Raw genomic sequence first — 15,529 nt, 5'->3', positions numbered from 1 at the left:
TTTCAGAACCATTGGGAGACTTTTTACGCTGAAGCGCATCCCGAAAAAATTCCCTAGAATTTCCGGGATGACAGATGGCATTAACGAGACAGTTGGCGCGCCTGACTGAGTTGGTTCCGCAAGGTCTTGATCGGCACCACCCGACGTTCGCCGTGCGCGCAGAGCCATTCGAGGGCGGCTTTGTCCGTCTTGATCCCTTTATCACGCTTAAGATCTTCTACCAGCGCGAGCAGCTGACGTAACTCATCCTCGGGCTTACCCGGCCTGCCCCGCTGAAGCAAAGCAGGGCCCCACAGGTCAATTCGGTCCAGATAGTCACCGATCTTTGTCAGGATAAATTGCTGCACAGTGGACAGTTCCCCCTGTACGTTGAGACGTTCCATCGCCTCCACCTGCCGGATCAATACCTTCAGTCGGTCTGACACGTTCATGGCTCACGCTCCTGTGCGCAACGGCACCACATTGCTGGCTGCCTTACCGCTGGCAATCTCTTCCAGCTTCATCGCCCAACGCTCCAAAGCGGCTTTCTTCTCGTCCATGTACGAATGCCGGTCATAAACACGGTCTTGCAGCGTACCGAGTCCGTGAGAAAGCAGTTGGGCGCGAATGTCTTTACTGATGCCCATGCGGGCCAACGCCGTTTCGGCGGTCCTGCGCTGATCACACAGCTTGAAGGGCTCGCGTGCCGTACCGGCTGCCACCATCATGCTGCTGATCTTGGCGACGAGCTTGGAGAGTATCTCGGGGCGTACCGGCACGGTGTGGCGGGCGAACAGGAACGGCTTGCTACCATTGGCCGCCAACAGCCGCTTGACGATCACCAGGGCCCTCTCATTCAGCGGCAACACATGCGTCCTTGGTGTCTGACGAGCGCCTTTGCTGTCGAACAAGACGATGGTGCCGGCGTCGAGGTCCACGTCAGCCGGACGTAGCCGCAGCGTCTGGGCAATGCGCTGGCCGCCCAGGAACAAAGCCAGGGTGATAGCGTCGGCGGCGAGCCCTGGCCGTTGTTCCAGCGCTGCCATGTAGACCCGCAGTTCGGATTCGGACAGTGTCCGTTCGCCCACCCTGTTGAAGCGCGCCAGTGCTTTCGCTGGCACCAGTGCTGCCGGGTTCATTACCAAGTCGAAACCGTGCAGATCCGGGTGAATGGTTGGATCAAACTCAGCCGCGAGTGCGCCAGCGTATGCTGCCCGCAAAAAGGCGCGGGCCTTGCCGGCTGTCCGACCTTTGCCTGCATCTACCAAGGCCGACAACATCACGTTCACATCCTTGTGGCTGATGTGCTGCGCACGGGTAGCGGCCAAAGCAGGGAACGCTTCGATCACATGCTTGTGGAGCAGGTTGCGCACATCCCTGGCCGACGACTTGTGCTGGCGCCGCAGGTGGGCAACGTAGCCGTTGCACAACGCCTCCAGTGATCCACTGCTGGCCTGCCGTTCGGCTTCCTCGCGCTCGTGCTGGGCGGCCTTGGCGTCTGCATCACGCGCGGCCCCTTGTTGGGCAAGGTAGGCGTGCAAGTCGCGGTGGCCGTCCTGATATAGCTTCGACAGCGCACCAGCTTTGTTCCCGGCTTCCTTGAGCGTCAGTCCCGCTTTGCCGTCGCTGTCGTAGACGCCGAGGGATATCTGGCACTGCTTCCCTTCCGGGTTCACATAGCGGAAGTAGAAGGCAGCACGACCGTTGGCACTGGCTCGCAGTCGTAGCCGACCCGTACCTCTGGATTTCGCAGCATCCGTCACCCACACATCCGATCCGTTCGTCTTTGCATCACGGATCGCCTTTTGAACTGTCCGATCAGTCAGGTTTGACATGGCCTTACCCTCAACGGATAACGGGAACCTGTCCAACCGGTCATGATTCCCTCCACAGTCCCTTGGTGCTTTCTCGTGTCTATCTGGTGTCTGTTAGACGCTGGTCACTGACAGACACAAGCGAACAGGTACAGACACAGGATAGGACCGACCTATTGAATTCAAAAGGAATTTTACGGACTTAAAAACACTAGCGGACACGGCTGGACAGCATAATGTCGTACTACCTATCCCTTGATCGTTGAAACCGAAAGCAGTGTGGCACGTAGAAAAAATAAAGCCCGTCAGGAGACGGGCTTTATGTGTTGCAGATCTAGTCAATCAGAGCGGCTTGCCACGATTACCGTGTTGACCGACAAAGTTCTGAATGGCCTTGAGATCATTGGGCAATACCGTGCACTTCTCTTCTCTTTCGAAAAGATCAGAGAGATGCGGTGGCAACTCAAGTGTTTTACCTACACCCGCCTTCTCGACCGCTTCCGGGAACTTGACCGGATGCGCCGTGCCCAGAACCACCATCGGAATGTCCAGGCTGCGACGGCACTCGCGTGCGGCCTTGACCCCAATCGCGGTGTGTGGGTCAAGGACTTCGCCGGTTTGTGCATAGACGTCGGCGATGGTTTCGCAGGTTTGCTCGTCATCGACAGCCAGCGAATCGAACAGTTTGCGGGCTTCGGTCCAGCGATCCTGCTCGACGCTGAAACCGCCGCCTTGCTTGAAGGTATCCATCAGCCCGGCAATCGATGCGCCGTTGCGCCCGTGCAAGTCGAACAGCAAACGTTCGAAGTTCGACGAGACCATGATGTCCATCGATGGCGAAAGCGTCGCGTGCAACGTGTCCTTGACGTACTGATTGCCGCTCATGAAGCGGTGCAGGATGTCGTTGCGGTTGGTGGCGACGATCAGTTGATTGATCGGCAAGCCCATGTTGCGCGCCAGGTAACCGGCGAAGATATCGCCGAAGTTGCCGGTCGGCACCGAGAACGCTACCGAACGGGCCGGGCCGCCCAACTGCAGGGCCGCATGGAAGTAGTAAACGATCTGGGCCATGATCCGCGCCCAGTTGATCGAGTTCACGGCTACCAGGCGGGTGCCCTTGAGGAAGCCCTGGTCGGCAAAGCTGGCCTTGACCATTTCCTGGCAGTCGTCGAAGTTGCCTTGCACGGCGATGTTGTGGATGTTATCGCCGAAGATGGTCGTCATCTGCCGACGCTGAACTTCCGAAACACGCTGGTGCGGGTGCAGGATGAAGATGTCGACGTTTTCGCACTGACGGCAGCCTTCGATCGCGGCCGAGCCGGTATCACCGCTGGTGGCGCCAAGAATCACCACGCGCTCGCCGCGCTTTTCCAGCACGTAGTCGAGCAGGCGACCGAGCAATTGCAGGGCGAAGTCCTTGAACGCCAGAGTCGGGCCGTGGAACAGTTCAAGTACCCATTCGTTGCCGTTCAGCTGACGCAGCGGCGCGACCGCTGCATGGGCGAACACGCCATAGGTTTCTTCGAGAATCTTCTTGAAGTCGGCATCCGGAATGCTGCCGGTGACGAACGGGCGCATCACCCGGAACGCCAGCTCGTGATACGGCAGGCCAGCCCAGGAAGCGATTTCTTCCTGGCTGAAACGTGGCAGGTTTTCCGGCACGTAGAGGCCGCCGTCGCTGGCAAGGCCGGCGAGCAGCACATCTTCAAAATTCAGGGCCGGCGCCTGGCCGCGGGTACTGATATAACGCATGAGGGCAAACCTTTCTGGTTGAGCTTCAGGCTACAAGCTACAAGCTACAAGCAACGGCGGCTTGCAGCGTGTAGCTTACCGCTAAGTTAATTCAATTGTTCGACGCGGATGCGTACGACGCTGCCGACCACATCCTGCAGGGCTTCCAGGGCGGTGATGGCATCGTTCATACGCTGCTCGAGCACGCTGTGAGTCAGCAGGATCATCGGCACCAGGCCATCGTGCTCTTCGACTTCCTTCTGCATGATCGATTCGATGTTGATGCCGCGCTCGGACAGGATGCTTGCCACCTGGGCCAGTACGCCAGGGTGATCCTTGGCCTGAATGCGCAGGTAGTACGCGCTTTCGCAGGCCTCGATCGGCAGGATCGGGTGCGCCGACAGCGAGTCGGGCTGGAAGGCCAGGTGCGGCACACGGTTTTCCGGGTCGGACGTCATTGCCCGCACCACGTCGACCAGGTCGGCAACCACGGAGGACGCGGTCGGCTCCATGCCGGCACCGGCGCCGTAGAACAGGGTGGAACCTGCTGCGTCGCCATTGACCATGACGGCGTTCATCACGCCGTTGACGTTGGCGATCAGGCGATCGGCCGGGATCAGGGTCGGGTGTACGCGCAGTTCGATGCCGCTGGCGGTGCTGCGGGCAACACCCAGGTGCTTGATGCGGTAGCCCAGCGCTTCGGCGTAGTTGACGTCGGCGGTGGTCAGCTTGGTGATGCCTTCGGTGTAGGCCTTGTCGAACTGCAGTGGGATGCCGAACGCGATCGAGGCCAGGATGGTCAGCTTGTGCGCCGCATCGATACCTTCGACGTCGAAGGTCGGATCGGCTTCGGCGTAACCCAGTGCCTGGGCTTCGGCGAGGACGTCTTCGAAGGTCCGACCTTTTTCGCGCATCTCGGTGAGGATGAAGTTACCGGTGCCGTTGATGATGCCAGCCACCCAGTTGATACGGTTGGCCGACAGGCCTTCGCGAATCGCCTTGATCACCGGAATGCCGCCTGCCACTGCGGCTTCGAATGCGACGATCACGCCTTTCTCGCGGGCCTTGGCGAAGATCTCGTTGCCGTGGACAGCGATCAGCGCCTTGTTCGCGGTGACGACGTGCTTGCCGTTCTCGATGGCCTTGAGCACCAGCTCCCGGGCAACCGTATAGCCACCGATCAGCTCGATGACGATATCGATTTCGGGGTTGGTCGCAACGTCGAACACATCCGCGGTAATGGGGGTACCGGCAATCTGGCAGTTCGGGTTAGGCGAACGCATGGCAATTTGTGCCACTTCGATACCACGCCCGGCACGGCGGGCGATCTCCTCGGCGTTACGCTGAAGTACATTGAAGGTACCGCCACCGACGGTCCCCAACCCACAGATGCCTACTTTGACCGGTTTCACTGTGAACTCCCCATGAAACGGCCGACGCGAGGTCGGCCATGAAAACAACCGCAGACTGCTGTGCGGCTCGCTATTGAATGGCCTGGCGGTCGATCCGCCAGACCGTGCTTGTCAGAGGCCTGCCCTGACAATGCAGAATTACTTGGCTGCCAGCGCCAGTTTCGCAACTTGTGGCGCCGGCTGGTAGCCCGGAATCACCTGACCGTTCTCCAAAACGATGGCCGGTGTACCGCTGACACCGATCGACTGGCCCAGCTCGAATTGTTTGCTGACCGGATTCACGCATTTGGCTGCGGTAATTTCCTTGCCATCGGTCATCTTGTCCAGGGCACCGCGGCGGTCCTTGGAGCACCAGACCGCCTGCAATTGCTCGTCACCCGGCGAACCCAGGCCCTGGCGCGGGAAGGCGACATAACGCACTTCGATGCCCAGGCGGTTCAGCTCTGGAACCTCGGCGTGCAACTTGTGGCAGTAAGGGCACGTGGTATCGGTGAAGACGGTGATGTGCGACTTGGTCTGGCCCACAGCTGGGTAGACGACCATTTCTGCGCTGGGAATACCGTTGATGGTCTTGGCGATGGCCTGACGCTCGGTTTTCTCGGTCAGGTTGACGGGCTTGCCATCCTGGATCTGGAACAGATAGCCCTGCATGACGAACTGACCGTCGGCGCTGGCATAAAGCACCCGGCCGCCCTTGAGCTTGACTTCATAGAGGCCATTGAGCGGGCTGGCAGCCACGCTATCGACCGGCACATCCAGTTGCAGGGTTTCGAGGGTCTTGCGAATGGTTTGCTCGGCGTCATTGGCCATGGCAAAACTGCTGACCAGCGCAATGGCGGCGGCAAAAATTCGGGTCAAGCGCATGAGAACTCCTAAAGGCGGACGTGGGGACCAACCGCAGTACGGTCGTGCGCAAAAATGGTGCGCAGTCAATGCCCCCAGTACAAACCGGTCAAGCCTAACACATTAGGCCTGCGGGGCCGACTCCGTCTGACACAAGAGCTGTGCGATCCGCGCCTGGAGCTCAACCGCGCGGATGATGCCGGGCATGCAGATCTTGCAGGCGCGCACGCGCCACATGAGTGTAGATCTGGGTGGTAGAGAGATCACTGTGGCCCAGCAGCATCTGCACCACTCGGAGGTCCGCGCCATGGTTGAGCAAATGCGTGGCGAAGGCATGCCGCAACGTGTGCGGCGACAGCGCCTTGCCAATGCCGGCGACCTGAGCCTGATGCTTGATCCGGTGCCAGAAGGTTTGCCGGGTCATCTGTTCGCCGCGCAGGCTGGGGAACAGCACATCACTGGGACGCCCGCCGAGCAGGTCGTTGCGGCCATCGCGCAAGTAGCGCTCGACCCAGACCACGGCCTCCTCCCCCATCGGCACCAGGCGTTCCTTGCTGCCTTTGCCCATCACCCGCAATACACCCTGACGCAGGTTGACCTGGTCCAGGGTCAGGCTGACCAGCTCGGTCACGCGCAAGCCGCAGGCGTACAGCACTTCGAGCATCGCCCGGTCGCGCTGGCCGATCGGCTCGCTCAGGTCCGGCGCCAGCAATAGCGCTTCGACGTCGGCTTCAGATAGCGATTTGGGCAACGGCCGACCCAGTTGCGGCATCTCGATCTGCAGGGTTGGATCGACGCCGATCAATTTCTCCCGCAGCAAGTAGCGATAAAAACCACGGACACCAGAGAGAAACCGAGCCGTGGAACGGGGCTTGTAGGCTTGCTCCAGGCGCCAGGCCAGATGGTCGAGAATCATCTCGCGGCCGGTACCGATCAGCTCGACGCCCTGCTCCTGCAACCAGCCGTTGAACAAGGCCAGGTCGCTGCGATAAGCCTCGCGCGTATTGTCGGAAAGGCCCTTTTCCAGCCAGAGGGCATCGAGGTATTGATCGATCAGCGGGTGTTCGATAGCAGGCATGAGAACTCGGAAACGCAAGCGTCGCGAAAAAATAGAGAATGGACAGACAGACGCTAGTCTTCCACAAACGACGAGCAACAAAAAAGCAGCCCGAAGGCTGCTTTTTTCTGCATCGCGGCCCCGTGACCGCTGGCAAAACTGGACTTAAGCCAGTTTTTCCTTGATGCGCGCTGCTTTACCGGACAGGTCACGCAGGTAGTACAGCTTGGCTTTACGCACGTCACCACGACGTTTCACGGCCATGCTGTCGATCTGCGGGCTGTAGGTCTGGAAAGTACGCTCTACGCCAACACCGTTGGAGATCTTGCGAACAGTGAAAGCACTGTTCAGACCACGGTTACGCTTGGCGATTACAACGCCTTCGAAGGCCTGCAGACGCGAACGATCACCTTCCTTCACTTTCACCTGAACGACAATGGTGTCGCCCGGGGCAAAGGTCGGGATCTCTTTGGTCATCTGCTCAGCTTCGATCTGCTGAATGATTTTGTTGGTCATGCTGTGCTCCTAAGGTAAATCGTCTGATCTACCATCGATACGTTAACTATCGTCCCGCTCACGGAGATACTCCGTCAGCAGCTTCTTCTCTTCTCCAGAAAGCGAGCGTCTTTCCAGAAGATCGGCGCGTCGTTCATAGGTCCTTCCAAGGGACTGCTGTAAACGCCATCGCCGGATATGTGCATGGTTGCCACTTAGCAACACGTCGGGAACACGCTGATCCGCATATACCTCCGGTCGGGTGTAATGCGGGCAATCAAGCAGACCATCCGTAAAGGAATCTTCCTCGGCGGAGTCCGCATGCCCTAAAGCTCCGGGCAGCAGTCGTGTAACCGCATCGATCAGGACCATCGCCGGCAGCTCACCGCCAGACAATACATAGTCGCCAATCGACCACTCTTCATCGACATGAGCCTGAATAAACCGCTCGTCAATGCCTTCATAACGACCTGCGATGAGAATCAACGACTCTGCATTCGCCAGTTCGCGTACCGCCGACTGATTCAGTTGACGGCCTTGTGGCGACAGGTAAATAACCTTCGCCGCTTCCCCTGCTGCTTGCCTGGCCTGGACCAGGGCATCTTCGAGGGGCTTGATCTTCATCACCATCCCCGGACCACCGCCAAACGGCCGATCATCCACCGTATGGTGACGATCTGTGGTGTAGTCCCGCGGATTCCAACAGGTCAGTTGCAACAACCCCTGTTTCACCGCGCGGCTGGTAATGCCGTACTCGCTGATGGCCGAAAACATCTCGGGGAACAACGTAATGACCTCGACACGAAGGCTCGCCATCGTTTAGAAGTCCGTGTCCCATTCAACCCTCATTTCGCCTGCACCCAGGTCGATTGCCAGCACGCATTGCTCCGTATAGGGCAACAGACGCTCGCGATCATCCAGGCTGCCTGCGCAAGGCTTGACCACCATTACATCGTTCGCGCCGGTCTCCAACAGGTGATCAATCGTGCCGAACAACTGTCCGTCCTGATTGATGACTTTCAGACCTACCAACTGGTACCAGTAGTACTCGTCGCCAGGCAGGTTGGGTAAAAGGCTCCGCGAGATCAGAATCTCATAACCGCTCAGAAGACGGGCTTCATCGCGATCGTCGAGGCCTTTGAGCTTGGCGACCAGGTCCTTTTGAGTGGAACGGCCACTGACCAGCTCTACCCGTTTCACCACGCCGTCACGCCGAAGCGTCCAGATGCGGTAATCCAACAGGTTTTCAATCGGATCGGTAAAGGAATACACCTTCACCTCGCCGCGAACGCCGTGAACCGAAAATATCTTGCCGACAACGATCAGGTCATCAGCGCTTTCTGGCGTCGCGTTCATATTGCTCAGGCAGCAGCCTTGGCAGCTTCCTTCAGCAGCTGAGCAACACGCTCAGACGGCTGTGCACCAACGCTCAGCCAGTAGGCTACGCGCTCTTGGTTCACGGACAGCTTGATTTCCTGACCACGAGCGACAGGGTTGAAGAAACCAACGTGCTCCTTGTGGGAACCGTCGCGTGGGTTACGCGAATCGGTAACGGTCAGTTGGTAGAATGGGCGCTTTTTAGAGCCACCACGGGCAAGACGGATGGTTAGCATTGAACATCGTTCCTGTAGTCGGTGCTGCAAATCATAATGCACAGCGGGCACACGGGTGCCCGAAAGGCCGCATATTCTCAAGGAATGTACGGACTTTTGCAAATGCCATTTTCCGGCGCCGAACAGCGCGCCATGCAGATCTGCAATTGGAGCCACTGCAAGCAGTGGCAGGTAATCCCGCCGAGGCGGGGTTCGGATTGCCGACAACCCCAAAATGGGGTTGTCGGCAACCTGAATTCTTTAGAGCTTGGGCATGCCGCCGCCGGGCAACATTCCGCCCATGCCGCGCATCATTTTTGCCATGCCGCCCTTGGCGGAGAATTTCTTCATCATCTTCTGCATCTGCTTGTGCTGCTTGATCAAGCGACCGATGTCCTGCACCTGGGTGCCGGAACCCATGGCGATACGGCGCTTGCGCGAGCCGCTGATCAGCTCGGGGTCGCGGCGCTCGGCCGGGGTCATGGAGTTGATGATGGCTTCCATCTGCTTGAACTGCTTCTCGGCGGCATTCTGGGCGTTGCCCATTTGCGCCAGGTTCACGCCACCCATGTTCGGCAGCTTGTCCATCAGGCCGCCAAGGCCGCCCATGTTCTTCATTTGCTGCAGCTGGTCGCGGAAGTCTTCGAGATCGAAGCCCTTGCCCTTCTTGAGCTTTTTCGCCAGCTTGTCGGCTTTCTCTTTATCGAGGGTCTGCTCGGCCTGCTCGATCAGGCTGAGCACGTCGCCCATGCCCAGAATGCGCGAGGCGATACGGTCAGGATGGAACGGCTCGAGCGCTTCGCTCTTCTCGCCCATACCGATGAACTTGATCGGCTTGCCGGTGATCGCGCGTACCGACAGGGCGGCACCGCCACGGGCATCGCCGTCGACCTTGGTCAGGATCACACCGGTCAGGGGCAGCGCATCACCAAAGGCCTTGGCCGTGTTGGCGGCGTCCTGGCCGGTCATGGCATCGACCACGAACAGGGTTTCGACCGGCTTGACCGCCGCGTGCAGGTCCTTGATCTCGGCCATCATCTCGGCGTCGATGTGCAGGCGACCGGCGGTATCGACGATGACCACGTCGATGAATTTGATCCTGGCTTCGCGAATGGCCGCTTCGGCAATGGCAATAGGCTTCTGGCTGATGTCGGACGGGAAGAACGTCACGCCGATATCGTTGGCCAGCGTCTCGAGCTGCTTGATCGCCGCCGGACGGTAGACGTCGGCCGACACCACCATTACGGTCTTTTTCTTGCGCTCCTTAAGGAAGCGCGCCAGCTTGCCGGCCGTGGTGGTCTTGCCCGCGCCCTGCAGGCCGGCCATCAGCACAACGGCTGGCGGCACGGCGTTGAGCGCGAGGTCTTCGTTGGCGGCGCCCATCAAGCTTTCGAGCTCGGCCTGGACGATCTTCACGAACGCCTGGCCCGGCGTCAGGCTGCGCGACACTTCGGTGCCGACAGCGCGCTCCTTGACCTTGTTGACGAAATCCTTGACCACCGGCAAGGCAACATCGGCTTCGAGCAAAGCCATACGCACTTCGCGCAACGTATCTTTAATGTTGTCTTCGGTCAGCTTGGCCTTGCCAGTCACATGGCGCAGCGTCTGCGAGAGACGATCGGTCAGGTTTTCAAACATTCGTGATCCTTTCAGGCTCTGTCGAACCGAGGTTTATCAGCTGTTGCAAGCGCTCGCGGGGGTGCTCGACGAGCCTTTGGCAAGGGCAGGCCGCCGATTATAGCGAAGACTCTGCCGCACGGACACCATACAGGCGTCTTTCGTGGCAGGCGCGTTCTATGCCAAACTCAACCCTTTCGGGCTCGCCTAACAGGATTTATGCTCCCCTTGTCACCCAGTTTACTACCCAGCCTCGCCGCCGCCTTCCTATACGCCGCTGCGACTCTCTATCAAGGAATCCGCCTGGGACAGGGCTCCCGAGCCGATAAACGCCTGCTTTGCCTGCTTGGTGCACTGGCGGTGGTGGCCCATGCCACGGCGCTGTTCTGGCAGTTGCTGACCCCGCTGGGATTGAGCCTGGATTTCTTCAGTGCCGCCAGTCTGATTTCAGTCGCCGTGATCGCCCTGACGCTGATTGCCTGCACGCAAATCCCGGTCGAAATCCTGCTCCTGCTTTTATTCCCGCTGGGCATTGCGACGACATTGATCGCCCAATTCGCGCCCACAGGCACCGTGCCATTGATCAATGAGGAGCCGGGTATCCTGGCACATATCCTGCTGTCGATCCTGGCCTACGGCATGCTCACCATTGCCGTGTTCCAGTCCTTGCTGTTGTTGTTGCAGGACCACCAGCTCAAGCACAAGCACCCATCGGGACTGATCAAGGACTTCCCGCCGCTGCAAACCATGGAAAGCCTGCTGTTCGGCTTTCTCTGGGCCGGCTGGAGCCTGCTCTCGATGTCGCTGATCTCGGGCTGGCTGTTCGTCGAGAACCTGTTCGCCCAGCACCTGGTGCACAAGACCCTGCTGGCTTGCGTGGCCTGGATCGTTTTCAGCGTACTGCTGTGGGGCCGCTATCATCTCGGCTGGCGCGGCCACAAAGCCATCCGCTGGACCCTCGCAGGCTTCTGCCTCCTGATGTTGGCGTACTTCGGCAGCAAGCTGGTACGCGAATTCATCCTGCACGTCTGAAGGCCCGGGCCCATGGATAACCTGCCTCTAGGCCCGCTACTCGGCGTCATGGCGCTGACCCTGCTGTGGTCGGCGCTGTTCACCGCAGTCGAGGCAGCGCAGCATCACCTGGCGGCACAACGCCCCAACAGCCGTGCGGGCGACCGGCCACGGCTCGAGGTAGCGCTGCAGAGCCTGGTACTGAGCAAAACCCTGTGCAATGTCGTGACCGTGGTGCTCGGCACGCTGCTGGCCATGCACCTGTCGGGCGATAGAGGCCCCTGGCTGGCGGGGCTCGGCGCCACCTGCGTGATCCTGATCTTTGCCGAATATCTGCCGCGACTGCTCGCCCTCCGCCATCCACACGCTTTTATCAGCCTTGGTAACGCCCTGCTCAAGCCGCTGTTCGCGCTGATCTACCCCCTGGCCTGGCCGCTCGAAGGCATTGCCAAAGCCCTGTTACGGCCATTTGCCGTCAAGGCGGGCCCGATTCAGCAAGGCAGCGAAGACACTACCGGCAAGCTGCTCAACGAACTCGCCAATGACGCAAGGGCTCACAAGCCGCAGCTGCCAAGCGGCATTCATGCGCTGGATAAAATCACCGTCAACGACATCCTGGTACCCCGCAGCGAAATCGACGGCGTCAACCTCGACGACCCGATCGAACAGATCATCGAACAATTGATCATCAGCCGGCACACCCGCCTGCCGGTGTTCCACAGCGACATCAATCAGGTCGAAGCAGTGCTCAATACACGCCAGATCAGCCACTTGCTGCCCAAGGGCGAGTTGACCATGGCCCAACTGATGGCTGCCTGCTACGACCCGTACTTCGTCCCGGAAAGCACGCCACTGCAGCTGCAACTGCTTAATTTCCACAAGCAGCAACGCCGCCTCGGCGTGGTGGTCGATGAGTACGGCGAGGTCCAGGGCATTGTCACGCTGGAAGATATCCTCGAAGAAATCGTCGGCGAATTCGAAGACGAGCACAGCCTCGACAACCCGCATATCCATCCGCAAGCCGACGGCCGCTTCGTCATCGAAGGCGCGATTTCCATCCGCGAGTTGAACAAGAGCCTGGGCTGGCACCTGCCCTGCGACGGCCCGAAGACACTCAACGGCCTGGTCACCGAAGCCCTGGAAAGCATTCCGGAAACCACGGTGTGCCTGAAGATCGGTCGCTATCGCCTGGAAATCCTGGAGACCGAAGACAACCGCGTCAGCCGTGTCCTGATCTGGCAAACCAACGCCATGTCGCGCCCTGCCGGAAGGCGTTGAAGCCCGGTAGTGCGCTTCCTATAATCGAGCCACACACGGACCGGCTCGACTCTCAGGGATAAGCGCATGACGACCAGCACCACCTATAACGACACCTCCGACACGCCCCCGGTCAATTCCGCAACACGCGTCGCCACCGCCAGCTTCATCGGCACGGCCATCGAGTTCTATGACTTCTACGTTTACGCCACCGCCGCGGCGCTGGTGATCGGGCCGGTATTCTTTCCGCAGACTTCTGGCACCGCCCAGATGCTGTCTGCTTTCCTGACCTTCGGTATCGCCTTCCTCGCCCGCCCGCTGGGCTCTGCCCTGTTCGGGCACTTTGGCGACCGCATCGGGCGCAAATCGACCCTGGTCGCTTCGCTGCTGCTGATGGGCATCTGTACAACACTGATCGGGGTACTGCCCGGTTATGACAGCATTGGTGCCTGGGCGCCGATACTGCTCTGCGTTCTGCGTTTCGGACAAGGCCTGGGCCTGGGTGGCGAATGGGGCGGCGCCGCCCTGCTGGCCACCGAAAACGCCCCCAAGGGCAAGCGCGCCTGGTTCGGCATGTTTCCACAACTGGGCCCTTCGATCGGCTTTCTGGCGGCCAATGGTTTGTTTCTGACCCTGGCCATGCTACTGAGCGATGAACAGTTCCGCTCCTGGGGCTGGCGCATTCCGTTTCTGCTGAGTGCGGCATTGGTTGTGGTGGGGCTGTATGTTCGCCTCAAACTGGAAGAAACCCCGATTTTCGCCAAGGCTGTCGAACGCCATGAGCGGGTGAAAATGCCGGTGGTGGAGCTGTTTGCCCAGTACTGGGCACCGACGTTGCTCGGCGCCGCAGCGATGGTGGTCTGCTACGCGCTGTTTTATATCTCGACGGTGTTTTCGCTGAGTTACGGTGTCTCGACACTTGGCTACAGCCGGGAAACCTTCCTCGCCCTGCTGTGCTTCGCCGTACTGTTCATGGCCGCGGCCACCCCGCTGTCGGCCTGGGCCAGCGACCGTTATGGGCGCAAGCCGGTGTTGATCGTCGGCGGCGTGCTGGCAATACTCTCGGGCTTCACCATGGAGCCGCTGCTGACCCAGGGCTCGACCACTGGCGTGGCGCTGTTCCTGGCCCTCGAACTGTTCCTGATGGGCGTGACCTTCGCCCCCATGGGTGCTCTGCTGCCTGAATTGTTCCCCACGCACGTGCGCTACACCGGTGCTTCGGCGGCCTACAACCTGGGCGGCATCGTCGGCGCCTCGGCCGCGCCGTTCTTTGCGCAGAAGCTGGTGGCCATGGGGGGCTTGAGCTGGGTTGGCGGGTATGTGTCGGCGGCAGCGTTGCTCAGCGTGGTGGCTGTGCTGTGCCTGAAGGAAACCAGAGAGAGCGATCTGAATCGCATCGCCTGATAGATCGCATCGCGGGCAAGCCCGCTCCTACATAGTACGCGTACCCCTGTAGGAGCGGGCTTGCCCGCGATCGGCCGCAACGCGGTCGTGTTAAAGCTCTACGCTGATCGCCTGGGAAGCCCGAGTCGCCTTGGCACGAGCCGCTTCGATCGACTCGTCGCGTGCCAGGGCCACGCCCATGCGGCGCTGGCCGTTGACTTCCGGCTTGCCGAACAGGCGCAGTGCGGTATCCGGCTCGCTGAGCGCGGCACCCAGGTTGGCAAATGCGGTCTGCCGGGACTTCCCTTCTACCAGAATCACCGCCGAAGCCGACGGCCCGAACTGGCGAATCAACGGAATCGGCAGGCCCAGAATCGCCCGGGCATGCAGTGCGAACTGCGACAGGTCCTGGGAAATCAGCGTCACCAGCCCGGTGTCGTGCGGGCGCGGCGAAACTTCGCTGAACCAGACCTGATCACCTTTGATGAACAGTTCCACGCCAAACATGCCGCGACCACCCAGGGCCTCGGTCACCGCCCGGGCCACGCGCTCGGACTCGGCCAGCGCAACCGGGCTCATTGCCTGTGGCTGCCAGGACTCCTGGTAATCGCCCTTCTCCTGACGATGGCCGACCGGCGCACAGAACGTGGTGCCACCGACATGACGAACGGTCAGCAGGGTGATTTCGTAGTCGAAGTCGATAAAGCCCTCAATGATCACTCGACCTTTGCCGGCACGCCCGCCTTCCTGCGCATAGTCCCAGGCCTTCTGCACGTCATCGACGCCCTTGAGCAGGCTCTGGCCCTTGCCCGAGGAGCTCATCACCGGCTTGACCACGCACGGGAAGCCCAGGTCTTCGACGGCCTTGCGGTAGTCTTCGAAGGTGTCGGCGAAGTGGTAAGGCGAAGTCGGCAGGTCCAGCTCTTCGGCGGCCAGGCGGCGGATACCTTCGCGGTTCATGGTCAACTGCGCGGCACGGGCGGTCGGAATCACCGTAAAGCCTTCGGCTTCGAGCTCCACCAGGGTAGCGGTTGCGATGGCTTCGATTTCCGGGACGATGAAGTGCGGCTTTTCGGCTTCGATGACTGCACGCAGGGCTGCGCCGTCGAGCATATTGATGACGTGACTGCGATGGGCGACCTGCATGGCCGGGGCATTGGCGTAACGGTCGACGGCAATCACTTCAACGCCCAGGCGCTGCAGTTCGATTACCACTTCCTTGCCCAACTCACCGCAGCCACACAACAATATGCGCGTCGCGGTCGGCGACAGTGGAGTTCCGATACGGGTCATCTCAGGTCCTCAGGGGAGCGGTTCAAGGGCTGCCCCTGCTCGGAG

General features: G+C 60.1%; 15 protein-coding genes. 3 read left to right on the top strand and 12 right to left on the bottom strand.

Features of this window, described 5'->3' with window-relative positions; genetic code table 11:
- Positions 1 to 80: 80 nt before the first annotated feature.
- From NVV94_RS05640 to ffh, 11 genes are all read right to left on the bottom strand, one after another.
- Entirely contained in the window at positions 81 to 431 is a 351-nt protein-coding gene (locus tag NVV94_RS05640; RefSeq protein WP_258446246.1) for a hypothetical protein, read from the bottom strand.
- A 3-nt stretch (positions 432 to 434) separates the two neighbouring features.
- Complete coding sequence (locus NVV94_RS05635; RefSeq protein ID WP_258446245.1) at positions 435 to 1,814, bottom strand: tyrosine-type recombinase/integrase; 1,380 nt, start codon at positions 1,812 to 1,814, stop codon at positions 435 to 437.
- 321 nt (positions 1,815 to 2,135) lie between these two features.
- Entirely contained in the window at positions 2,136 to 3,545 is a 1,410-nt protein-coding gene (thrC, locus tag NVV94_RS05630; RefSeq protein WP_258446244.1) for a threonine synthase, read from the bottom strand.
- Positions 3,546 to 3,631: 86 nt separating this feature from the next.
- Entirely contained in the window at positions 3,632 to 4,936 is a 1,305-nt protein-coding gene (locus NVV94_RS05625; RefSeq protein ID WP_258446243.1) for a homoserine dehydrogenase, read from the bottom strand.
- 138 nt (positions 4,937 to 5,074) lie between these two features.
- Positions 5,075 to 5,800: a bifunctional protein-disulfide isomerase/oxidoreductase DsbC gene (dsbC, locus tag NVV94_RS05620; protein WP_258446242.1), complete on the bottom strand. Its 726-nt coding sequence runs from the start codon at positions 5,798 to 5,800 to the stop codon at positions 5,075 to 5,077.
- A 160-nt stretch (positions 5,801 to 5,960) separates the two neighbouring features.
- On the bottom strand, positions 5,961 to 6,857 hold the full coding sequence (gene xerD / locus NVV94_RS05615; protein WP_258446241.1) for a site-specific tyrosine recombinase XerD: 897 nt from the start codon (positions 6,855 to 6,857) through the stop codon (positions 5,961 to 5,963).
- A gap of 144 nt (positions 6,858 to 7,001) precedes the next feature.
- Positions 7,002 to 7,352 (bottom strand): 50S ribosomal protein L19, encoded by a 351-nt coding sequence (gene rplS / locus NVV94_RS05610; protein ID WP_166360067.1) that lies wholly within the window; start codon positions 7,350 to 7,352, stop codon positions 7,002 to 7,004.
- Between the two features lie 42 nt (positions 7,353 to 7,394).
- Positions 7,395 to 8,147 (bottom strand): tRNA (guanosine(37)-N1)-methyltransferase TrmD, encoded by a 753-nt coding sequence (gene trmD, locus NVV94_RS05605; RefSeq protein WP_258446240.1) that lies wholly within the window; start codon positions 8,145 to 8,147, stop codon positions 7,395 to 7,397.
- Positions 8,148 to 8,150: 3 nt separating this feature from the next.
- Positions 8,151 to 8,687, bottom strand: coding sequence for a ribosome maturation factor RimM (gene rimM / locus NVV94_RS05600; RefSeq protein ID WP_258446239.1), 537 nt, complete (start codon positions 8,685 to 8,687; stop codon positions 8,151 to 8,153).
- A gap of 5 nt (positions 8,688 to 8,692) precedes the next feature.
- Entirely contained in the window at positions 8,693 to 8,944 is a 252-nt protein-coding gene (rpsP, locus tag NVV94_RS05595; protein ID WP_258446238.1) for a 30S ribosomal protein S16, read from the bottom strand.
- A 240-nt stretch (positions 8,945 to 9,184) separates the two neighbouring features.
- Positions 9,185 to 10,561 (bottom strand): signal recognition particle protein, encoded by a 1,377-nt coding sequence (gene ffh, locus NVV94_RS05590; protein WP_258446237.1) that lies wholly within the window; start codon positions 10,559 to 10,561, stop codon positions 9,185 to 9,187.
- Between the two features lie 198 nt (positions 10,562 to 10,759).
- Between ffh and NVV94_RS05585 the strand changes: the two genes are divergently transcribed.
- The 3 genes from NVV94_RS05585 to NVV94_RS05575 all read left to right on the top strand — a co-directional run bounded on the left by NVV94_RS05585 (position 10,760) and on the right by NVV94_RS05575 (position 14,212).
- On the top strand, positions 10,760 to 11,572 hold the full coding sequence (locus tag NVV94_RS05585; RefSeq protein WP_258446236.1) for an inner membrane protein YpjD: 813 nt from the start codon (positions 10,760 to 10,762) through the stop codon (positions 11,570 to 11,572).
- A 12-nt stretch (positions 11,573 to 11,584) separates the two neighbouring features.
- The gene (locus NVV94_RS05580) at positions 11,585 to 12,829 is read left to right on the top strand and encodes an HlyC/CorC family transporter (protein WP_258446235.1); all 1,245 of its coding nucleotides are present in this window, start codon (positions 11,585 to 11,587) and stop codon (positions 12,827 to 12,829) included.
- Between the two features lie 66 nt (positions 12,830 to 12,895).
- Positions 12,896 to 14,212, top strand: a complete 1,317-nt coding sequence (locus NVV94_RS05575) for an MFS transporter (RefSeq protein WP_258446234.1) — start codon at positions 12,896 to 12,898, stop codon at positions 14,210 to 14,212.
- A 90-nt stretch (positions 14,213 to 14,302) separates the two neighbouring features.
- On the opposite strand, the gene purT is transcribed toward NVV94_RS05575, so the two are convergent.
- Complete coding sequence (purT, locus tag NVV94_RS05570; protein WP_258446233.1) at positions 14,303 to 15,484, bottom strand: formate-dependent phosphoribosylglycinamide formyltransferase; 1,182 nt, start codon at positions 15,482 to 15,484, stop codon at positions 14,303 to 14,305.
- Positions 15,485 to 15,529 lie beyond the last annotated feature (45 nt).

Source organism: Pseudomonas sp. LS1212, from assembly GCF_024741815.1.
Classification (GTDB): Bacteria; Pseudomonadota; Gammaproteobacteria; order Pseudomonadales; family Pseudomonadaceae; genus Aquipseudomonas.
Note: the sequence above shows the minus strand (reverse complement) of the source record. Positions and strands in the feature narration are given on the sequence as shown.